23 protein-coding genes and 1 other annotated feature (1 of these 24 only partly in view) are annotated in these 21,086 nt (G+C 35.9%); all 23 genes read right to left on the bottom strand.

What is annotated here, in order from left to right; all coding sequences use genetic code 11:
• Positions 1-90 (bottom strand) — a binding site (T-box leader) (it extends 130 nt beyond the left edge of the window).
• A 54-nt stretch (positions 91-144) separates the two neighbouring features.
• Entirely contained in the window at positions 145-633 is a 489-nt protein-coding gene (locus tag BN1372_RS05175; RefSeq protein ID WP_062197785.1) for a DivIVA domain-containing protein, read from the bottom strand.
• Positions 634-652: 19 nt separating this feature from the next.
• Positions 653-1,426, bottom strand: a complete 774-nt coding sequence (locus BN1372_RS05170; RefSeq protein WP_062197784.1) for a YlmH family RNA-binding protein — start codon at positions 1,424-1,426, stop codon at positions 653-655.
• A gap of 16 nt (positions 1,427-1,442) precedes the next feature.
• Positions 1,443-1,706, bottom strand: a complete 264-nt coding sequence (locus BN1372_RS05165; protein WP_062201118.1) for a YggT family protein — start codon at positions 1,704-1,706, stop codon at positions 1,443-1,445.
• A 14-nt stretch (positions 1,707-1,720) separates the two neighbouring features.
• Entirely contained in the window at positions 1,721-2,194 is a 474-nt protein-coding gene (locus BN1372_RS05160; protein ID WP_062197783.1) for a cell division protein SepF, read from the bottom strand.
• A 13-nt stretch (positions 2,195-2,207) separates the two neighbouring features.
• Positions 2,208-2,882 carry a YggS family pyridoxal phosphate-dependent enzyme gene (locus BN1372_RS05155; RefSeq protein WP_062197782.1) on the bottom strand — a complete coding sequence of 225 codons (675 nt, stop codon included), beginning with the start codon at positions 2,880-2,882 and terminating at the stop codon, positions 2,208-2,210.
• A gap of 6 nt (positions 2,883-2,888) precedes the next feature.
• Positions 2,889-3,710 (bottom strand): peptidoglycan editing factor PgeF, encoded by an 822-nt coding sequence (pgeF, locus tag BN1372_RS05150; RefSeq protein WP_082418956.1) that lies wholly within the window; start codon positions 3,708-3,710, stop codon positions 2,889-2,891.
• A 69-nt stretch (positions 3,711-3,779) separates the two neighbouring features.
• The gene (locus tag BN1372_RS05145) at positions 3,780-4,043 is read right to left on the bottom strand and encodes a YlmC/YmxH family sporulation protein (protein ID WP_062197781.1); all 264 of its coding nucleotides are present in this window, start codon (positions 4,041-4,043) and stop codon (positions 3,780-3,782) included.
• 73 nt (positions 4,044-4,116) lie between these two features.
• Positions 4,117-4,971, bottom strand: coding sequence for an RNA polymerase sporulation sigma factor SigG (gene sigG, locus BN1372_RS05140; protein WP_407656437.1), 855 nt, complete (start codon positions 4,969-4,971; stop codon positions 4,117-4,119).
• Positions 4,971-5,684, bottom strand: a complete 714-nt coding sequence (gene sigE, locus BN1372_RS05135) for an RNA polymerase sporulation sigma factor SigE (RefSeq protein WP_062201111.1) — start codon at positions 5,682-5,684, stop codon at positions 4,971-4,973. Before sigE ends, sigG begins: the two co-directional genes overlap by 1 nt.
• Before the next feature lie 20 nt (positions 5,685-5,704).
• Positions 5,705-6,586: a sigma-E processing peptidase SpoIIGA gene (gene spoIIGA, locus BN1372_RS05130; RefSeq protein ID WP_062197779.1), complete on the bottom strand. Its 882-nt coding sequence runs from the start codon at positions 6,584-6,586 to the stop codon at positions 5,705-5,707.
• Positions 6,587-7,012: 426 nt separating this feature from the next.
• The gene (ftsZ, locus tag BN1372_RS05125; protein ID WP_062197778.1) at positions 7,013-8,179 is read right to left on the bottom strand and encodes a cell division protein FtsZ; all 1,167 of its coding nucleotides are present in this window, start codon (positions 8,177-8,179) and stop codon (positions 7,013-7,015) included.
• Positions 8,180-8,223: 44 nt separating this feature from the next.
• Complete coding sequence (gene ftsA / locus BN1372_RS05120) at positions 8,224-9,525, bottom strand: cell division protein FtsA (protein ID WP_062197777.1); 1,302 nt, start codon at positions 9,523-9,525, stop codon at positions 8,224-8,226.
• A 104-nt stretch (positions 9,526-9,629) separates the two neighbouring features.
• Positions 9,630-9,980: a small basic family protein gene (locus BN1372_RS05115; RefSeq protein ID WP_062197776.1), complete on the bottom strand. Its 351-nt coding sequence runs from the start codon at positions 9,978-9,980 to the stop codon at positions 9,630-9,632.
• A gap of 84 nt (positions 9,981-10,064) precedes the next feature.
• Positions 10,065-10,751 (bottom strand): DUF881 domain-containing protein, encoded by a 687-nt coding sequence (locus BN1372_RS05110; RefSeq protein WP_062197775.1) that lies wholly within the window; start codon positions 10,749-10,751, stop codon positions 10,065-10,067.
• Entirely contained in the window at positions 10,748-11,449 is a 702-nt protein-coding gene (locus BN1372_RS05105) for a DUF881 domain-containing protein (RefSeq protein WP_062197774.1), read from the bottom strand. Before BN1372_RS05105 ends, BN1372_RS05110 begins: the two co-directional genes overlap by 4 nt.
• Positions 11,446-12,219: a cell division protein FtsQ/DivIB gene (locus BN1372_RS05100; protein ID WP_062197773.1), complete on the bottom strand. Its 774-nt coding sequence runs from the start codon at positions 12,217-12,219 to the stop codon at positions 11,446-11,448. Before BN1372_RS05100 ends, BN1372_RS05105 begins: the two co-directional genes overlap by 4 nt.
• Before the next feature lie 282 nt (positions 12,220-12,501).
• Positions 12,502-13,416 (bottom strand): UDP-N-acetylmuramate dehydrogenase, encoded by a 915-nt coding sequence (murB, locus tag BN1372_RS05095; protein ID WP_062197772.1) that lies wholly within the window; start codon positions 13,414-13,416, stop codon positions 12,502-12,504.
• Positions 13,417-13,427: 11 nt separating this feature from the next.
• Positions 13,428-14,525 (bottom strand): undecaprenyldiphospho-muramoylpentapeptide beta-N-acetylglucosaminyltransferase, encoded by a 1,098-nt coding sequence (gene murG, locus BN1372_RS05090; protein WP_062197771.1) that lies wholly within the window; start codon positions 14,523-14,525, stop codon positions 13,428-13,430.
• 95 nt (positions 14,526-14,620) lie between these two features.
• Positions 14,621-15,724, bottom strand: a complete 1,104-nt coding sequence (gene spoVE, locus BN1372_RS05085; RefSeq protein ID WP_062197770.1) for a stage V sporulation protein E — start codon at positions 15,722-15,724, stop codon at positions 14,621-14,623.
• Between the two features lie 88 nt (positions 15,725-15,812).
• The gene (gene murD, locus BN1372_RS05080; RefSeq protein ID WP_062197769.1) at positions 15,813-17,165 is read right to left on the bottom strand and encodes a UDP-N-acetylmuramoyl-L-alanine--D-glutamate ligase; all 1,353 of its coding nucleotides are present in this window, start codon (positions 17,163-17,165) and stop codon (positions 15,813-15,815) included.
• Complete coding sequence (mraY, locus tag BN1372_RS05075; RefSeq protein WP_062197768.1) at positions 17,166-18,140, bottom strand: phospho-N-acetylmuramoyl-pentapeptide-transferase; 975 nt, start codon at positions 18,138-18,140, stop codon at positions 17,166-17,168.
• Entirely contained in the window at positions 18,133-19,506 is a 1,374-nt protein-coding gene (locus tag BN1372_RS05070) for a UDP-N-acetylmuramoyl-tripeptide--D-alanyl-D-alanine ligase (RefSeq protein ID WP_062197767.1), read from the bottom strand. The genes mraY and BN1372_RS05070 overlap by 8 nt, the downstream gene beginning before the upstream one ends.
• Complete coding sequence (locus BN1372_RS05065; protein WP_062201109.1) at positions 19,493-20,968, bottom strand: UDP-N-acetylmuramoyl-L-alanyl-D-glutamate--2,6-diaminopimelate ligase; 1,476 nt, start codon at positions 20,966-20,968, stop codon at positions 19,493-19,495. The genes BN1372_RS05070 and BN1372_RS05065 overlap by 14 nt, the downstream gene beginning before the upstream one ends.
• Between the last annotated feature and the right edge of the window lie 118 nt (positions 20,969-21,086).

Below are 21,086 nucleotides of genomic sequence, written 5' to 3'. Positions count from 1 at the left end.
TTCCTTTTTACTCCGTTTATTAGGCTTCCACTATCCCTAACTCGCTTGAAACGTTTTAATAAAAAGTACTCTCCCTATCTTCGCTTTTACAAAGGTCATTTTTTTAGAATTATAAGAAATAATTGCTCATTCGTCAAGGTGTGTTTATTCTTCCACATACTCCCCATCAAACGAATGCACAAGTTCTTCCCAATCATCATTTTTTAATAACTCTAATTGTGCTTCTATTAACATTTTAAAACGCGTCCGATATACTTTTGCTTGTTTCTTTAATTCTTCTACTTCTACCGCCATTTTACTAGAACGAGATAACGCTTCATTAATAATCCGGTCCGCATTTTTTTCTGCTTCTTTCATAATAAGTTGCGCTTCTTTATTGGCATTTCGTTTTACTTCTTCCGCTGTTTCTTGTGCCACTAAAATAGACTTATTTAACGTTTCCTCAATATTAGAGAAGTAAGTCATTTTTTCTTCTAATTCTTCTACTTTTTTCTCTAAATCTTTCTTTTCACGAATAAGAATCTCATAATCTTTAATGACTTGATTTAAAAACTCATTTACTTCATCTTCTACGTACCCTCTAAAACCACGGTTAAATTCTTTATTATGAATATCTAACGGTGTTAACGCCATCAACATCCACCTCTCTTATCTATTTTAAAATACCTATTTGTAGTTTTAATCTATCTTTTTTTGTTTTTCCTTCTAACGCCATGAATTTACTTCTTCCATGCCCCCGTAAAGAAAAAACATCCCCCTCTTCACAAAGGAAAGACGGTTTATCCATTACTTTATGGTTCACTTTTACATACCCATTTTTTATGTATGGTAATACTTTTTGTCTCGATAAATGGTAGATTTCCGATAAAATAACATCTAATCGCAAAGAACTAACCGTACAAAATTGTTGAATCCACTGTTCTGAAGAAGTAATCACATCCGCAAGTGGGGTTGATTTCAACGTAACACTAGTTTTCCCTATCGACGTCACGTTTGTTTGCACGTACTGAGATATATCTTCCGTCACAAACAATTGGACACGTTTATCTGCTATTAAAATATCTCCAAATTTTTCACGCTTTAACCCTGATCCTACTAACGAGCCGAGAACAGAACGATGCGTTAAGGTAACAAATTTATGCGGATAATGTATTTCATACAATACAACTTCGAAATCCGTTTCTGTCGGAAGAAAATATTCTGGATATAGAAGAGCTCGTTTTCGCTCACTATCTTTATGTCCACCAAAAAAACGGACGAAATTTCCGTCTTTTTGGCCGACAATTGTTTGTACAATTTGTTGTTCTCTAGGATCAAGAAAATCCGTTAATTTCGGTGCATATTGATTTTCCACATACGCTTTATCATCTAACACCTTTTCGACAAAGCTACGTTCTTCTTCTCTAAAATGTTGAAAAAGATTCAAATTTCTTCACCTAAACTTATGAAAATAAATTTGCAATTGCAAATACACCTGCTTGCGCTAAGTTAAGTGCAATAATTGCAATAATTGGCGAAATATCTAACATACCACCAATTGGAGGAATAATTTTTCGGAACGGTGCCAGAAATGGTTCGCAAATTTCTTCTAATACCATTCCAAATTGGCTTCCTCGTGCATTCGGAATCCATGACATTAAAATGTAAATGATAATGATCCATGTATAGATTCGAATTAATAATGCAACGATACTAGCAATTGTCATGACCAACGCTATATTCACCTCTTGTTATCAAGTATTTCAGAGATAGAACCAGTGATATTTACATTTTCTGGTGTGCACAAAAACGTATTCATCCCTAGTTTTTGAATATCTCCATCTAAAGCATATACAGTTCCACTTAAAAAGTCGACAATTCTGCGTGCTTGATCATTCGATACTCGTTGCAAGTTAATAACAACTGCTCGGTGGCTACGAATATGATCAGCAATTTCTTGTGCTTCTGCATAAATACGCGGTTCGCATAATACGACTTTTACTTTCTTTTGTTGAATACTTTGAAGATTTACGATATTTTGTGGTGCATTGTTTTCGATTGCATTTCTAGTTCGTTTTTTCGGTTGAACTTGTGTCACTTCTTCTTCGTATTCATCGTAAATTTCTTCATACACCACTTCTTTTTGTGGCTCATCATATGTTTGATCATCTTCATCTAATTCAAAGAAATTTTTAAACTTTGTTTTTAGTCCCACTTTTCTTCCTCCTTTATCGTTCGTTTCCTACGAGTGAAGAGCCGATTCGAACAAACGTTGCACCTTCTTCTACCGCAATCTGATAGTCATTGCTCATCCCCATCGATAATTCTGTTAGTGAAAGGTGCGGAAATTTTCCTTGTACGTCATCGCGTAATTCCTGGAGCGTTTGAAACACAGTTCGAATTTTTGCTTCATCATCAACATAAGGAGCCATTGTCATAAATCCGACAACTTGTACATGTTCAAGTGCGTCTATTTCTGTCAAAAATGCTTCTACTTCCTCTATCGATAAACCATGCTTCGTTTCCTCTTCTGATACATTTACTTGTACGAAACATTTTATTTTTTTCGTTGCTCGTTTGTTTATTTCTTTTGCTAAGCTGATTCGATCGAGCGAATGGATATAATCAACATCATCAATGATGTCTTTTACTTTTCTCGTTTGCAGTGTTCCGATAAAATGCCACGTTACATCTTCTCCGAGCGCTTCATACTTCGCTTTAAATCCATCTGTATAATTTTCACCAAGATGTGTAATGCCAGCATCTACCGCTTCTTGTGCTCGTTCAATTGAAACATATTTTGTGACGGCAATAATGTGTATATTTTTCGGATCTCGTCCTGCTTTTTTACATGATTTGTCTATATTTTTTTGAATGATTTCTAAATTTTGAGCTACAAACATATCCCTTTATTCTCCGCCTTTCCAACCGATAATCGCGCACATGCGACCCGTTTGTCCTTTTTCAAGACGATGCGAAAAAAAGAGCGATTGGTCTCTCGTTGCATACGTAGTCACTTCCATAGAATTTGTCGAAAGTCCTGCTTGTTTTAACAATTCTACATTTACCTTTTTTAAATCTAAACGATATTGACCGGTTGTTATTTCTTCATACGTAGAAGTAGCGATTTTTCCCAGTACTTCTTCTACCTTTTGTATGACAACATCATCCACTACATAATCTGCTACATCAACAGAAGGTCCAATGACAACTTGTATGTCCTCAAGCGGAACATTTTCTTCTGTGTGCCATGTATGTACCATCTTTGGCGCAATTTTTAATACAGTTCCTCGCCAACCAGCATGAACTAATCCAACTAATTGATGATTCGGAGCAAAAAAGAAAATTGGTACACAATCTGCAAATCCGAGTGCTAAAAAAACATCCTTCTCATTTGTATACACACCATCTGTTGCTTTTAATGCAGTTGCATAATCAAATGCTCCTTTTCCACAATCTGCTGGTGTTACTTTTTTAATCGTGGCATCGTGTGTTTGTTCGCAAAAAACATAGTGAGACAAATCCGTTGTGAGACTATTTGCTACAATCATTCGATTTTTTACCACATCTTCTGGGTTATCTCCAACATGTAATCCTACATTTAATGAAGAAAAAGGTGCTTGACTTACTCCTCCACATCGAGTCGTAAATCCGGCAATAAGACCTGGGCGTTCCCAAGAAGCAATGGATAAAAAATGTGTGTTCTTTTTTTGAAATATTTCTCCAGTCAACAAGATTCACCCTTTTTTACATCTTTATTTCATTATTTTATCATACCAACGAACGAACGTCATGATGATTCAGTCGTTTTTTGCGATATTTTCCTGAACCGGGCGCTCTAAACGAACTAAAATAACATCAGAACCGAATTTTTCAACTTGCTCCCATAAAACCGTCCATTCTTCTTTTTTAAAACGTTTAAAAACCGATGCATTTGGTTCTAAAATAAAAGCATTAATTTTACCTGTATCCACATCTATATCTAAGTCAATTATATACCCTACTTTCTTGCCATCTAAAACATTTATCACATCTTTTGTTTGAAGGTTTGAAATTTTAATCATCGTACCCCCACCTTACTTTTTACTTTATGTATATGTTTCCCAACTTCATTCAGACATAAAAAAAAGGTTTGGTTTACCCAAACCGATCTACAATACTTTTATTCATTTGTTTAATCGCATTTTTTTCAAGTCTTGATACTTGCGCTTGCGAAATACCAATTTCATCCGCTACTTCCATTTGTGTTTTTCCTTGAAAAAAACGTTTCGTTACAATCATTTTTTCTCTTTCTTCTAATCGATGCATCGCTTCTTTTAAAGCAATTTCCTCTACCCAAGTTTCATCAAGATGCTTATCATCACTTACTTGATCCATGACATAAATAGGATCGCCACCATCATTATAAATCGGTTCAAATAATGAAACAGGGTCTTGAATTGCATCCATCGCAAACACAATTTCTTCATGCGGGATATCTAATTCTTTTGCAATTTCTTCTGGTGTCGGTTCTTTCGAGTTACTTTTCATGAGCTTGTCTCTTACTTGCAACGCCTTGTAAGCAATATCCCGAAGCGACCTCGATACACGGATAGGATTATTATCCCGAAGATACCTTCTAATTTCTCCGATAATCATCGGAACAGCATAAGTAGAAAACCTAACATTATGACTTAGGTCAAAATTATCAATTGATTTCATTAACCCAATGCATCCTACTTGGAACAGGTCGTCTACATTTTCACCGCGATGATTAAATCGTTGAATAACGCTTAATACAAGTCGAAGATTTCCATACACTAATTCTTCCCTCGCGAAGGTATCTCCGTTTTGCATATTCCGAAATAACTCCCGCATCACTTCATTTTTTAAAACTGGAAGAGTAGAAGTATCTACCCCACAAATTTCAACTTTATGTCGGCTCAACGCTATCCCTCCCAATGGGAATTGATGTCTTTTAAAGTATCTACATTCGGGAGGGGAAATATTCACTACACCATTTTATTAAATTCTTTCCGCAATCGTTTAATAATTCGCTTTTCTAATCTAGATATATACGATTGCGATATTCCTAATAAATCAGCGACATCTTTTTGTGTCTTTTCTTGTCCATCTTTTAGGCCAAAACGCATTTCCATAATTTGCTTTTCTCGTTCTGTTAAGGAATATAACGCTATGTTCAATAATTTCTTTTCCACATTTGCTTCTAAATCGCGTGTCGTTAAATCATTATCTGTCCCCAATACATCAGAAAGTAACAATTCATTTCCATCCCAATCAATATTTAATGGTTCATCAAACGACACTTCTGATTTTCGTTTATTATTTCGACGTAAATACATTAAAATTTCGTTTTCAATACATCTAGAAGCATAGGTAGCCAATTTAATCTTTTTTTCTGGATTAAATGTATTCACCGCTTTAATTAATCCAATCGTTCCAATGCTAATTAAATCTTCAATATGAATACCTGTATTTTCAAATTTCCTTGCAATGTAGACAACTAACCGTAAATTTCTTTCAATGAGAACACTTCGTACTTTCTCATCACCATTTGGTAATAATTGCAATAAATTTGCTTCTTCTTCTTTTGAAAGTGGTGGTGGTAGTGCTTCATGACCACCAATATAATATATTTCTTTCGAAGTCATGTGAAACTTTCTCATCACTTTATTTATTAATAATGACCATTTTATCGGTATCATTCTCACGGACTTTCTCCCCCTTACCCTACTTCTTGCATCATTTTTGGATGGACAATACAAAGAAATTCATTTGCTTCCGAAAGTTGAATGTGTGTTAAGCCTATGTATCCATCTACAAATTGACCATCAATCAATAGATGAGTTGGTTTCGTTATAGGTAATAATTGTGTTTCTTTTCCAATGACCGTATAAGGAATGAAACGCAACGCATAAGGACTATGTTCGATTAATTCTTGCCATGACTGATTTTTTAACAAAGAGACACTTATTGGTGTAAATAATGTTTCAACTGCCTTTTTTGAGAGAATCAAAACTGGCTTATTCGTCAACGGGTCGTATAACTGATTACCTGTATCAATCAATCCTCTACATTCTAATTGCTTTTCTTCGATGGTAATTGATACATCTACCATTTGCTTTGTTCTCCCAATCTGAAACGATAATAAGTTCATTCTTTTTTTGGAGAAGATGTATAATAAAGGGAATGATATGCATACAAATAACCAACTTACTGGATTTCCCATTCCACTTGTTTTCGTTTGAAAGATTCCATCTACCAATTGAAATTCCGTTTGCAATAAAAAATGAAGTGCAATCATCCCTCCCCCAACAATAAATGTCATGAAATAAAAGGTAAGAACATGATGTAAAAAGCGACCTATTGACGTATAAGAAAAAGCAATATACACCATCATAAATGATAGGCAGATTTTAAAAAGTGGATGATAAAAAAAAGATGCCATCGGTGTAAATAAAAAAATCACAATCAATCCTCCAACACATGCAGCTAATAAAATACGTCGCTTTTTATATGGAATGTTTAAAATGCGAGCAGTTAATGTTAAAAGCAAATAATCAATTAATACATTTAACACGTACAACATATCCAAATAAACGGTCAACCAATAATCACCTGTCTCTATCGTTTTAACTAGAGTATACAAGTCCTCAAACAAAATGTCTGTCGGATTAACAGTGCGAAAAACAACTATTTTTATCTAAGAATGCAAAAAAAGCGGAGGGCGCTTGCTTATAGGCGACAAGCATAAGATGGAGGGCGGAATGAGGCAATCTTTCCTCATGGAGCCATACAACTTATGACTCGAGCCTATAGCGCCCAGAGCTGGATTATAAAAAAGCGGAGGGCGCTTGCTTACCGACAGAATAATAAGGCGCTCGATGGAAGAAGCGTCTTTTTTCCTCTGGTAGCGAGGGTTTACTGCCCATTAATGAGGAAAAAAAAGAAGCTAATCATTCTCTATGAAGAATGTTAACTTCTTTTTACTTAATGACTTAATATAATTCTTTTCAAAATATTTCAAAAAAATTTAAGAACGAGAGCGATTACGATTGCGAATAAATGCTGGTACATCTAATTCATCATTGCTTACTGGTGTTACTCGTTGGATTTCTTGTTCTTGTTGTGAAATAATTTTATCCGCTGATTGTGTTGCTTGTGGAGCTTGATTTCCAGTTTGTTGTGTTGGACGAACATGCTTTTGTGAAACACCTTTCCCGATTTGGCTCGTTGGATTTAAAATAGCTTGATCGTCGAATCCTGTTGCAATAACCGTAACGATAATTTCGTCTTTTAAATCCTCATTAATAACAGAACCGAAAATCATATTGACATCTTGATCCGCTGCAGACGCTACAATTTCTGCAGCCTCGTTTACTTCAAATAAACTTAAATTCATACCACCCGTGATGTTCATTAACACACCTTGTGCTCCATCAATACTTGTTTCAAGTAATGGGGAAGAAATCGCTTTTTTCGCAGCCTCTGCTGCACGGTTTTCGCCAGTTGCAATCCCAATTCCCATTAACGCAGAACCACGGTCGGACATAATCGTTTTCACGTCTGCAAAGTCAAGGTTAATTAAACCAGGGACAGCAATTAAATCAGAAATGCCTTGAACACCTTGTCTTAAAACATTATCTGCTTCACGGAATGCTTCAAGCATTGGCGTATTTTTATCCACTATTTCTAATAGACGATCATTTGGAATCACAATTAATGTATCTACTTTTTCTTTTAAGTCCATAATTCCATTAGCAGCTTGTCCTTGACGTTTTCTTCCTTCAAATGTAAAAGGACGCGTCACTACACCTACTGTTAAAGCTCCTAATTCACGGGCTGTTTCTGCTATTACCGGAGCAGCACCTGTGCCTGTTCCTCCACCCATTCCCGCTGTAACAAATACCATATCCGCTCCTTTTAGAGCTTCTTGAATTTGTTCTTTACTCTCTTCTGCTGCTTTTTTTCCTACTTCAGGATTTGCTCCTGCGCCAAGTCCGCGCGTTAATTTTTCACCAATTTGCAATTTTGTTGATGCTTTTGACAAGTTTAACGCTTGTGAATCCGTATTGACAGCAATAAATTCAACCCCTTGAACACCGTGTTCAATCATTCGATTAACGGCATTATTTCCGCCTCCGCCAACTCCAATAACTTTTATCGTTGCAATTGGTTCATTTGTATCAAACTCCAACATGACCTTTTCCTCCCTACCATTTCTTAAACTTATTCTTTTATTTTTCAATCAAATAGCATGCCGATAATTCTTTTCACTTTATTAGAAATTGTTTCTTCTTCTTTTTTAGGCGGTTTCGGCAATTTTACTTTTGAGTTTTTCGGGGCAGGTTCTTCTGCATATTCTTGCCGATCCGCTTTTATTTCTTCTAGTGGAAATTCAGAAGGTTCCACACCTAAAATTTCATATTGTTCGTCCATAAATTGAATAATCCCAACACTTGTTGTGAATTTAGGATCACGAACGCCTATGTAATCTGGGATAGCTATTCGAACATTTGAATGTATTAATCGTTTCGCCACTTCTAAAATTCCCGGAAGAGAAGATGCCCCTCCTGTTAAAACGATTCCGCCCGCTAAGTCTTCATAGCCTAATTCCACTAATGTTTCTTTTACCATTAGAAAAATTTCTTCTACGCGCGGTTCAATAATTTCAGCAACAAATCGGTGTGAAAATTCACCATATTCATCACTTCCGATAATAGGTATCGTAAATGTTTCTTCATCCGATACGTATGCTGGATGAGCATATCCATATTCTAATTTTACTTTTTCCGCATCTTCTAAACTTGTTCTTAACACAATAGATAGATCTTTTGAAATATTTTCCCCACCAATGGATAATAACACCGAATGTTGAAGAATGCCATGCTCAAAGACAGAAACAGTTGTTGTACCAGCTCCTAAATCAACAAGTGCTACCCCTAAATCTTTTTCATCTTTCGATAAGGCGACAGAACCACTCGCTACGGATTGCAAACATACATCATTAATTTGTAATCCTGCTTTTTCTACACAACGAATTAAATTATAAATCAAGGTCATTGGCCCCGTGATTAAAGATGCTTCTAATTCTAATCTTACCCCGATCATTCCTCTTGGGTCTGTAACTTTATATCCATCTAAAATAAAATCATGAGGCAAAAGATTAACCATTTCTTGATCCGGTGGAATAATGACAGATTGCGCTGCATCAATTACCCGGTCTATTTCATGATCAGTAATTTCACGATCTTCATTAGCTACTGTTACGACACCGTTACAAGGATGAATTTGAACTTGATGACTAGGGATTCCTAGTAGGACTTGATTAATTTTAATCCCAACCATATTTTCGGCTTCTGTAACCGCTTCTTGAATAGATTGAACTACTTCATCAATGTCTACAACGACTCCTTTGCGTATTCCATACGTTTCGGAAGTCCCAACGCCGATAATATTTAAAGATTTATCAATCATTTCCCCGACAATGACTTTTACACTAGATGTCCCGATATCAAGACCTACATATATTCCACTCGATTTCACCCCTGACACCTCCCTTAAAAATTAGTTATCTATTATGAATTCACTTAGGGATTTTTCATTTTCTAAACTATTAGAATACTTCTTCAACGAAAGAATCGTTCCCTTTATTTTTTTCTTGTTATTCTCCATTTTACTAATAATATCCGTCTAATAACAGCAATATTTTGAAATAATCGAACACCAAATGCAAAAACTGCTGCCAAATATAAGTCTACACCAAGATGAACACCAAGAAAAGCTAAGCCTGCAGCTAAAATAATATTAAAGAAAAAACCTGATACAAATACTAGTGTATCAAAATTTTTCTCCAATTGTGCACGAATTCCACCAAAAAGTGTATCAAATGCAGCTAAAATAGAAATGGATAAATAATTGGTGTATTCTGCAGGAATCGATACATTCGATAATAACCCTATCACGACGCCTAAAATAAGCGCGAGAAGTGGTAACCACATATACATTTCTCCTTTATGAAAGGTAATCCTCATCTCAATATCACTCGCAAAAGAAAATTAAATAGAACAAATGAATATATGCTCTCATTTCAAATATTCTACTTTTAATGGTTTTGTATATTTGGGGACTGTTACATCTTGTATGTCTGATACTACTAATTCTACGTTATCAACTGCAAAATAATCTGCAAGATCTGTTGCGAGTAGTTTATTCCATAATCGTTCTGGGTCTTTACTTACAATCGTAATCGTTACCGGTAAATCACCAATATCAGTTTGATTGACATATAATTTCTTGTTCACTTCCCGAATAGAACTCGTACTAATCATTCGTTCATTTCCAACAGCGATAGCGGAGGCACCATATACGTACACTTGGTTTAATAATTCTGATAGTAAGGAAGGAGATAATGTTACCTGTTCTTCCCCGAGCATCTCTTTGGAAAACAAAGGTTGTAACGTAATAGTTAATCCTTTCCCTGTCACATCGGTTTCTCCCGCTTTTTCTTTTAGTTGCATCCATGTTTTTTCTAATGCTTCTTCGCTTTCTTTTTTATCTCCTTGTTTATAATCACTTAACAATTGTTCATAATTCCGAATATCCGACAATAATTGATGTTGATGTTTCTTTTCAAAATCAATTTTTTTTCGTATTTCAATGCTGTCTGTTGTTTCACGTTTTAGCGGCTGACGCATTGTTTGAATTTGAACAGCTATCATCAAGCCTATGATAAACGTAATAATAGCAAAAATAACGGACCGAGAAGTCATTTGATAGCTCCTTCCCTACCATATACAGCTCTCATTTCAAGCTTATCTTTTGTTTCTATTTTCACTTCAATGCCATCTTGTACGAGCTGATCCACCAAACTTCCTTTTAACGTTAAAGCTTTATGTAATGTCGTTTGATTACCTATTGCTTCAATTGTAAAAGGAGCAGGAAACTCTTTCCCATCGACTAATATAACTGGGCCAATACATGAAATATACGAACGATTTGTTAACCTTTGACCATTGACACTAATCGCTTCTGCTCCTGCGACATTTAATTCTGAAATAACTTGGCGAATGTGACGCTCATGAACAATGTAATCATTAGGATTTACTTTCCCTAATTCATATTGTGAATCAGATAACGTAACAACTACTCCAGGTCCTGAAACATCTTTTTCACCAGTGATTAATCGGTATTCATTAATTTTTTGCACAATATTTGCAGTATCCGCTTCCTTTGATTGTTTTTTTTGCTCTTCTTGTTCTACTTCCTCTTTTAATACACGTAATCTTTGTTCATATTTCAAACTTTTTTCTTCTGCTGCAATAAGTTCTGATTGTAAATTAGACTCTCTTTCCCACAAAAAATCTTGTGCTTTTTTTGTTTTTTGTGCATATTGATAGGAAATAGCAACCATAAAGCCAAAAACAAATAGTACAATAGAGAGCCATAAATGACGTTCTTTTACCTTCATTCATTTTCACTACCTTCAGGAGGAATTGCTTCAAAATAAGGACTGACTTCTAAATGAATAATCCCTTTTTCCCCTGGTGTAATTTGTTTAATAATCGATGGATATAACATCATTTTTTCAGCAAAGTCGGAAAAAGGAGCGATTACTATCAATTGATCGGTTGTATACACTTTTAATAACACTTGCCCGTTCACTTCTATTCGATGAATTTCAGATACACGTCTATTAATTGTCGTTGGTAATTTTGTAATTTGTTCCGCAACTAATGGAACGTCTTCTTTTTTTTCGTTGAACCCGACAATAATAGGGGCGTCTAACTTCAAGGATCGATTAGAAATAGATGGCAACGTTTCCCCGTTTTGTAAAACGGGTATAAAACCTTTGTCACCTTTTATGTACGCTGTAGGTTCAAATTCTTTTACAATAATACGAATTTCATTCGGCAGTTTTCTTGAAACCGTGGTTGTTTCAATGTAGGGAATTTCATTCACTCTTTTTTCGATAAACGTCGCTTGAAAGCCCCACATATTTTTCCCAGAATGAAGTCCGCTTTTTTGAATGATCAATCCCTCATTTACATAATAATTTCCCTTAATTGTAATTTTTTTAATTTCACTATAAGGAGATTGGAGATAAATGGTTAATAAAATGAGCAGAAAAAAAATGGACATGTATAATAATAACCGACGATTGGCCTTCTTTTTTCGATGCTCTTTTAACTTCGGAATACGATCCTCAATATTCACAATTTTATTTTGTTCCGAACTCATCTCTTCATCCCTACTTTTCAAATAATTAAATAGTATTTCTTTTCATTCAATCTTTTGACCACTCGGGCATTAATTTTTTTGTATACCTTACATGTTTCGTACAGTATTATGTATATTTTTCCGTTGACTAGGACGAATGAATGTTTTATTCTTCCCTACTACCTTATTTAAATAAAGGTAAAAATAGAAATCTCCTATAAATTGGGGGACTTACTGCCCGTTCATAAGGGGTTAAAAAAACTTATGTAAAAAAGGAAAACGGCATACTAAAGATGCCGTCTTTCATTCGTCTTTTTTCGTTTCGATTCGTTCGATTTCCGTTTCTATTTTTATTTGATAATGTTGATAAATTTCATCTTGAACGTATCGAATTAAAGCTTCTACATCATGAGCAGTTGCTTTTCCTGTATTAACGATAAAGTTAGCGTGTTTCGGAGAAATTTGCGCTCCACCTATTTGTTTTCCTTTTAAACCGAGTTCTTCGATTAATTGTCCCGCATATTTTGGCAGTGGATTACGAAAAATACTTCCGGCACACGGATAGTCCCACGGCTGAGTATCTTTTCTGTACTCTTTATAATATTTCATTCGATTTACAATTTCTTCTGTATTGCCTTTTTTAAGTTGAAAAACAGCTTCTACACAAATGCCTTTTTTTCGTTGCAATATACTCGTTCGATAAGAAAATTCCATTTTTTCCTTCGATAACCATATGAAAGATCCATCTTCAAATAAAATATGAGCCTTTTTTAAAATTTTTGACATATCCGAACCATGGGCTCCTGCATTCATATATACAGCTCCGCCAACAGAAGCTGGTATACCACCTGCAAACTCTAGTCCACTTAAACCTTTTTTGCTAATAACAGCAGAAAGTTTTACTAAAGGATATCCGCCACCAACTTTTATTTCTTCTCCATTTATTTCAAGGTGTTCTAGTCCTTGACCTAAGTTAATCACGGCTCCTTTTAATCCTTCGTCTGGAATTAACAAATTAGACCCTCGCCCAATCACACGCCATGGAATATTTTCTTCTTTCAGCACTGTAACGGTCATTTGTAAATGTTCTATACTATTAGGTTGAATAAAGAGTTCAGCAGGGCCTCCTATTCGCATCGTTGTATGATTCGAAAGAATTTCCCCTTTTTGTACATTCCCCACTTGTAATTGTTTTAAACGTTGATACGCTTTTTCCATGTTGTCTTCACCTACTTTCCTTTTACATACGCTTTCATTACTTTATATATGGTATAACCAGCTTCTTTTTTCCCTAATTTTTCAGAAGCTTTATGCATCGTTTCCCAAACATCTTTATTCAACATAATACGATCCATTTCATTAAGTAATCGTTCTCCTGTTAATTTTTGTTCTAAAAGAACAACCGCTGCTTCGTGTTGCTCTAATGAGCGAGCATTTTTTTCTTGATGATTATTAGTAACGTACGGACTTGGAATCAAAATAGACGGAATTCCTAACACGCTTATTTCCGCCAAAGTCGTTGCCCCTGCTCTACTTACGATTAAATGAATGCTATTCAATACTTCTTGCATATTATGAATAAACGGCACGACCGTTACGTTATGTACATCTTCGATTCGATCCATTTCTTCTTTTACTTTGTCATAATGAACAGTTCCCGTCACATAAACGACATGGTATTCTCTATTTTTTAATTCCGATAACATTGATAACACCGCTCCATTAATTGGTCGAGCACCCCTGCTTCCTCCAACAATTAACGCAATCTTTTTTTCTTTCGGAATCATGAGCGATTGTCGTCCTTTGTCTCCATCTGCTCCAACAACGACACTTGCTCGTGGATTACCGACAACGATGGTTTTTTCTTTTGGAAACATATTTACGGATTCTTCAAATTGAACAAAAATTTTATCTACATATCGACTCAAAAATTTATTTGTTAATCCTGGTACACTATTTTGTTCATGAATAAATGTTGGGATGTGTAATTTTGCTGCTGCGTACACAACTGGCCCACACACATACCCCCCTGTTCCAATGACGACATCCGGTTGAAAACTTTTAATCATTCTTTTTGCCTTTTGATTGGCCCGTAAAAAACGAATAATTGTTTTTATATTATCAACCGAAAGACTACGTTTAAAACCAGTTATATCTATTGCTTTAAAAGGTATTCCTTCTTTTTGAACAATTTCAAACTCTAATCCTTTGCGTGTTCCGATGTATAAAAATTCTGCATCAGGCTCTTGTTTTTTTATTTCGTGAATAATACTTAATGCTGGATAAATATGGCCACCGGTACCTCCACCGCTCACAATTACTTTCATCGTATAAGTTCCTCCTTAAATAAGAATGAACCCTATTAATAGGGTTCATTCTTTAGTTAGATTAGAACGAAACAGAAGGATTGTCAAATAAAAATTTACACTTTTGCATATCGACTAATATTTAATAGAATCCCTATTGCACCAAGCATTAGCGTTAACGAAGATCCACCATAACTCATTAAGGGCAACGTGATACCTGTTACAGGAAAAAGGCCTGTTACAACTCCTATGTTAATAATTACTTGAATCGCAACCATCGAAATAATTCCGATGGCCAAAAAAGTACCAAATGAATCTGGTGCTAAAAGGGCTATTCGCATTCCTCGAATAAAAAGAATGGCAAATAACAACAGGACGAATGCTCCCCCGATAAAGCCAAGTTCTTCGGACACAATGGCAAAAATAAAGTCAGTCTGTGGCTCTGGCAAGTAATAAAACTTTTGTCGACTTTGACCAAGTCCAAGGCCAAGTAATCCACCAGGCCCAATGGCGTACAACGATTGAATGATTTGAAAACCACTTCCTAACGGATCTTGCCATGGATCTAAAAAGGAAGTGATTCGTTTAATCCGGTATGGAGCAGATAAAATGAGCCCGATAAATCCAGCCACACCTATCCCAATCAACACCATAAAGTGGCTTGTTTTCGCCCCACCAATATATAGCATCAGCATACACGTCATGACCATCACGGCACCGGTGCCTAAATCTGGTTGTAACATAATTAACCCAAATGCAAAAAAAAGAATCGCTAATGGTGGAAATAATCCTTTATAAAAAGATTGTATTTTTTGTTGCGATATGGACAAATAATATGCCAAAAAGAAAATCATGGCTAATTTCATAAATTCTGATGGCTGAATCGAAAAAGCACCAATTCCTAGCCAACTTCTTGCTCCACCACGAACTAAACCAACACCCGGAATCAAGACAATCAGTAATAAACTAAAACAAATAAGCAATAAAAATTTCGCTTTCGTTTTCCAAAAGAGATACGGAATATTCATCATTCCGATCATGAAAACAATCCCGAATAATGTGAATAACAATTGCCGCTTCAAAAAGTAAAAAGGGTCCTCAAATTTGTAGTTTGCCCAAATCGCACTCGAACTATATACCATAATCATTCCGATAGTAAGCAATAAAAAAGTGACTACCATTAAGATAACGTCTGGCATTGTTTTTTTTTGAAGCGACATGCCCTTTCACCTCATCCATTTTTATTCCATATCAAAACAAAGACGTAGTTTTCGATGCTCTTAGTTAACGGACCATCTCCCACTTTCTTTATAGTAATGTATGCACAAAATGGACAAACATGTCACCACGTTGTTCAAACGTTTTAAATTGATCCCAACTCGCACAAGCAGGTGATAATAAAACAATATCTCCTTCTTCTGAGGCGTTCCATGCATCACCTACTGCTTCTTCTAACGTTTCTACGACAAAAATTTTTTTTACTCCCGCTTTTTCTGCGGAATCTTTTAATTTATGTTTTGTTTCCCCATATGTGACTAAAGCACGGACATGTGAAAAATATGGAATCAAATCATCAAACCCGTTCCCTCTATCTAATCCACCAGCAATCAAGACAATCGGTTGTGTAAAAGCTGAAAGTGCTTTTTGTGTCGCTAACATATTCGTTGCTTTCGAATCATTATAAAACTTTCGTCCTTTTTTTTCTGTCACATATTGCAACCGATGCTCCACTCCTGGGAACGCTTTTAATACGTGCACAATCGCTTCATTCGTTGCACCATACAATTTAGTCGTTGCAACTGCTGCTAAAATGTTCTCAATGTTATGATTTCCTGGTAATGCAATGTCTTTGATAGCGATAATAGGTTGTTCTTTAAAATAAATCATTTGTTCGTGCACATATGCACCATCTTTTGCTTCTTTCGTTTGAGAAAATGGCACAATGGTACTGTTTATTTGATGACGTAAAGACCAAACCGTTTCATCATCCATATTTAAAACGGCATAATCTTCTTTCGTTTGATCGGCAAAAATATTAGCTTTTGCTTTAATATAGGCTTCTTTCGTTCCATGGTAATCTAAATGAGCATCAAATAAATTTAATAATACCGCAATTTTGGGATGAAACTGAAGCGTTCCTTGTAATTGAAAGCTAGATAATTCCGTCACCATCACTTCATATGATTTTGCTTTTTCAGCTACCGAACTCGCCACTGTTCCAATATTTCCAGCAATTAACGGATGTTTCTGACTTGCTTTTAATATTTCATAAATTAACGTGGTAGTCGTCGTTTTTCCATTGGAACCGGTAATCCCGATGATTGGTGCCTCGCTAATGAGTGAGGCAATTTCCACTTCAGTGACGACTGGAATATGTAAAGCGATTGCTTTTTCTACAATCGGATTTGTATACGGAATCCCTGGATTTTTCACTAATACATCAAAAGATTCGTCCAGCTCTTTTTCTGCATGTCGGCCACAAATAACTGAAATACCTAGTTGTTCTAATTGTTGTGCTTCTTCATTTTCTTCATACCGTTTTAAATCATTCACAAGCAAAGAACAACCGACATTGTGAAGGACTCGGCTAACGGCTGCACCGCTTTTTGCTAATCCTAATACGAACACTTTTTTATTTTCTATTTGACTATCCTTTTTCATTTACATCCACACCTCCATATAAATAGCTAATCCTGCAAATAACAATCCGACTAGCCAAAAAGTAATCACTACACGCCATTCACTCCACCCGCTCATTTCAAAATGATGGTGCAGTGGACTCATTTTAAACACTCGTTTTCCCGTTAGTTTAAAGGAAGTCACTTGAATAATAACGGATAACGTTTCTAACACAAACACGCCACCAATTAAAATTAATAACAATTCCATTTTAGTTAAAATCGCAATGGCTGCAATCGCTCCACCTAACGCAAGAGAACCAGTATCCCCCATAAATACTTTCGCCGGGTGAGCGTTAAATACTAAAAACCCTAATACAGCACCAACAATAGCAATAGAAAAAATAGCCACTTCATATTGTTCTAAGTTGTAGGCTAATACGGCATATGTACCAAAAGCAATGGCTGCTGTTCCAGATAACAAACCATCTAATCCATCTGTTAAATTAACCGCATTTGATGCTCCCACTAACATAAAAATTAAAAAGATAACGTACATCCACCCTAAATCAAAATGAATGTCTGTACCTGGTATGGCAACGGTCGTTTCGTATTCTGTTTGTTTTAAAACAAAAAAGAAAATGATGGCGATGAGCAATTGACCGAATAATTTTTGTTTAGACGTTAACCCTAAATTCCGTTTCATTACTACTTTAATAAAATCATCTAAAAATCCAATTAATCCATACCCTAACAAAACAAATAACAATAAATAGGTTTCTACGTTCATCACATCAAAGAAAATGCCGATTCCAATTGTTGCAAGAACGACGGATAACAAAATCACGATTCCCCCCATTGTTGGAGTACCTGATTTACTTTGATGCCAACTTGGTCCTTCTTTCCGAATGCTTTGACCAAATTTTAAACGCTGTAAAAATGGGATAAAAAAAGGAGAAATTACAATTGCGATAATAAATGCTACAAATAAAGTCATAATAAAAATGGAATTACTCATGATCGTGTTCCTCCTTTATTAATCCATCGATGATTGTTTCTAATGCCATGCCACGACTTGCTTTAAACAATACGACTGTCTTTGCATCTAATTTTTCTTTTACAATGTTTACTGCTTCTTCTTTTGTTTGAACATGCTGCGTTGCAACATTTGGTTTAACACGACGTACCTTGTCGTGAATCCATTTCGACTTTTCTCCAACAGTTAAAACGAACGTTACTGATTCACCGATTGTTTCTACAACCGATTCATGCATTTGTTTTTCATTCGCTCCTAGCTCATACATATCTCCTAATACAGCAATTTTTTTCGGATACCCTTTTATTTGCGAAAAAGTCGTTAATGCTGCTTTCATCGATGTCGGGCTTGCATTGTATGCATCATTAATCAGTAATGCCCCGCTTCTGTTGTCTTGCACCGTTTCAAAACGCATCCCCGTTAACACCAATTTTGCTAATCCTTCTTTTATTTGTTCAACTGGAATAGTCAGACGATGTCCAACAGCAATGGCATATGTCGCATTTTTAACATTATGCTCACCTAAATAAGGAATATAATACGAATCAACCGTATCATTTAATTGAAAAGAAAGACCGTGATTTTTTTCTTCTATATGATGAACGAACCAATTATTTTTTTTTGTCCATCCACAAGAAATCGTCCGCATCTTGTCTTTTTCTTGGTTTAACAAAGGTTCATCTCCATCTATAATTAAAACGCCATCAGCTGTTAATCCTTCTGTAATCTCGAGTTTTGCTTTCGCAATGTTTTCTCTAGATTTTAATTGTTCTAAATGTGAATCCCCAATATTGGTAATTACTGCGATGGAAGGATTCGCAATCTTCGTTAGCAAAGAAATTTCACCAAATCCACTCATTCCCATTTCTAAAATGAGCACTTCTGTCTCTTCTGGCATCGAAAGAATGGTAAGTGGTAACCCAATATGGTTATTAAAATTCCCTTGTGTTTTGTACGTTTTATAGGTCGTTTGACAAACTGCTTCTATCATATCTTTCGTTGTCGTTTTCCCATTACTTCCTGTAACGCCAATAACGGTTGGTTTGCATTTTTGGACATACATTTTTGCAATCGTTTGTAATGTTAGTAACGTATCTTCTACAAGAAAAAGCGGAATCGATACACCTTCTGGTACTGGATGATCTGTTTGCCATAACGATGCAACGGCACCGCTTGCGACTGCTTTTTGAATAAATGAATGCCCGTCAAAATGTTCGCCAACAAGTGGAACAAATAACCCCTGTTCCACTTGTTTACGACTATCTGTAAAAACAGAAGTAAACGTTATTTCTTCTGTTCCTGTATAAGACGGATAGGCAGTTTGAATAAAAGTGCTAGTTATTTGCATTTGTCTTCTCCTTTATCGCCGCGCGCGCTACTTCTCGATCGTCAAAATGATGGACTTCTTTTCCAATAATTTGATAATCTTCATGCCCTTTTCCCGCAATGATAATCACATCACCAGGTTGTGCAAGATGAACCGCGCGAAAAATCGCCTCTTTCCGATTCACAATCGTGGTATACTCTTCTCCCACAACTCCCGCTTCCATATCGCGTAATATTTGTTCTGGATTTTCTGTACGTGGATTATCGGATGTAAAAATTCGAACATCCGCTTCTTTCACAGCAATTTGCGCCATTTTTGGACGTTTCGTACGGTCTCTATCTCCGCCGCAACCCACGACGACAGACAATTCGCCATGAACAATTTGCCGAGCCGTTTTTAGCACATTTAATAAACTGTCTGGTGTATGTGCATAATCAACAATAACTGTATACGGCGTCTGTTCATCGACTACTTCAAACCGGCCACTAACACCTTTTATGTTTGCTAATGAAGCAACAATATCAGAAAGGGGAAGCCCGTAACTTAATGTCGCAGCAATGGCCGCTAGCGTATTATAAACATTAAATTTTCCAATTAATTTTATCGATACTTGTTGTTGCCCAAATGGCGTCGTTACGTCAAAGGTCGTTCCTTTTGCTGTCATTTGAATGTTCGTTGCCCGCACATCTGCATCTTGGTCAATCCCATACGTTAACACATGTGCAGCTGTCATTTTTTCATACACTTTCGAAGCAGAATCATCCACATTTAAAACCGCTACCTTTTTTTCACCGTCATACGTATTCCCTAATTGGCTAAATAATAGCCCTTTTGCTTGTTGATATTCTTCCATTGTATGATGATAATCTAAATGATCTTGTGTTAAATTAGTAAACACAGCAATATCAAAATCACATCCACGAACGCGTCCTAAATCCAGCGCATGGGAGGAAACTTCCATAATCGCCGTATCTACATTTTTCTCGACCATTTTAGCAAATACTTTTTGTAATGTAATAGATTCTGGTGTTGTATTTTTTGTTTCTAACACTTCATCTGCAATACGCATTTCAATCGTACCAATCAATCCTGTTCGATGACAATGGTCTCTTAAAATCGTATCAATCATATTGGTAACAGTTGTTTTACCATTTGTTCCTGTTACCCCGATAAGTTTCATTTGTTTCGTCGGATGTCCATAAAAAGTATTAGCGATAATGGCCATCGCCCGTTTCGTATCCGGTACATAAATGACTGGTACACTTGTCTGTTTCACTTCTTTTTGCGCTACAATGGCAACAGCACCATTTGCGACCGCTTGTTCAATATATTCATGACCATCTGTCGTATATCCCTCAATACAAATAAATAAACTACCTTGTTTTACGAGTCTTGAATCCATCTCCACAGACTGAATCGAAATAGCTTGATTGCCCTCACATTCGTACATCCACAAGGCGTCTAATAAACGTTTTAATTTCATCGTAATCGATCCTTCCTTCGTCCATACATCAACGTATTCTTTCATAGTATATCAAAAAAGTAATATCCTCATGAAAAGAAGCCAAGCTTCCACTTGGCTTTTATGTCCGTTATTTATT

The organism is Massilibacterium senegalense, assembly GCF_001375675.1.
Taxonomy (GTDB): Bacteria; Bacillota; Bacilli; order Bacillales; family Massilibacteriaceae; genus Massilibacterium; species Massilibacterium senegalense.
This window is presented reverse-complemented; position numbering and strand designations above follow the sequence as displayed.

Bases quoted from the DNA above. Each gene is read 5' to 3' on its own strand.
- spoVE (WP_062197770.1), bottom strand. From the start codon at position 15,724: ATGTCGCTTCAAAAAAAAACAATGCCAGACGTTATCTTAATGGTAGTC.
- mraY (WP_062197768.1), bottom strand. From the start codon at position 18,140: ATGAGTAATTCCATTTTTATTATGACTTTATTTGTAGCATTTATTATC.
- sigE (WP_062201111.1), bottom strand. From the start codon at position 5,684: ATGATACCGATAAAATGGTCATTATTAATAAATAAAGTGATGAGAAAG.
- murD (WP_062197769.1), bottom strand. From the start codon at position 17,165: ATGAAAAAGGATAGTCAAATAGAAAATAAAAAAGTGTTCGTATTAGGA.
- BN1372_RS05175 (WP_062197785.1), bottom strand. From the start codon at position 633: ATGGCGTTAACACCGTTAGATATTCATAATAAAGAATTTAACCGTGGT.
- BN1372_RS05110 (WP_062197775.1), bottom strand. From the start codon at position 10,751: ATGACTTCTCGGTCCGTTATTTTTGCTATTATTACGTTTATCATAGGC.
- ftsZ (WP_062197778.1), bottom strand. From the start codon at position 8,179: ATGTTGGAGTTTGATACAAATGAACCAATTGCAACGATAAAAGTTATT.
- BN1372_RS05100 (WP_062197773.1), bottom strand. From the start codon at position 12,219: ATGAGTTCGGAACAAAATAAAATTGTGAATATTGAGGATCGTATTCCG.
- BN1372_RS05145 (WP_062197781.1), bottom strand. From the start codon at position 4,043: ATGATTAAAATTTCAAACCTTCAAACAAAAGATGTGATAAATGTTTTA.
- murB (WP_062197772.1), bottom strand. From the start codon at position 13,416: ATGGAAAAAGCGTATCAACGTTTAAAACAATTACAAGTGGGGAATGTA.
- murG (WP_062197771.1), bottom strand. From the start codon at position 14,525: ATGAAAGTAATTGTGAGCGGTGGAGGTACCGGTGGCCATATTTATCCA.
- BN1372_RS05165 (WP_062201118.1), bottom strand. From the start codon at position 1,706: ATGACAATTGCTAGTATCGTTGCATTATTAATTCGAATCTATACATGG.
- BN1372_RS05070 (WP_062197767.1), bottom strand. From the start codon at position 19,506: ATGCAAATAACTAGCACTTTTATTCAAACTGCCTATCCGTCTTATACA.
- BN1372_RS05115 (WP_062197776.1), bottom strand. From the start codon at position 9,980: ATGTGGTTACCACTTCTCGCGCTTATTTTAGGCGTCGTGATAGGGTTA.
- BN1372_RS05065 (WP_062201109.1), bottom strand. From the start codon at position 20,968: ATGAAATTAAAACGTTTATTAGACGCCTTGTGGATGTACGAATGTGAG.
- BN1372_RS05155 (WP_062197782.1), bottom strand. From the start codon at position 2,882: ATGTTTGTAGCTCAAAATTTAGAAATCATTCAAAAAAATATAGACAAA.
- BN1372_RS05105 (WP_062197774.1), bottom strand. From the start codon at position 11,449: ATGAAGGTAAAAGAACGTCATTTATGGCTCTCTATTGTACTATTTGTT.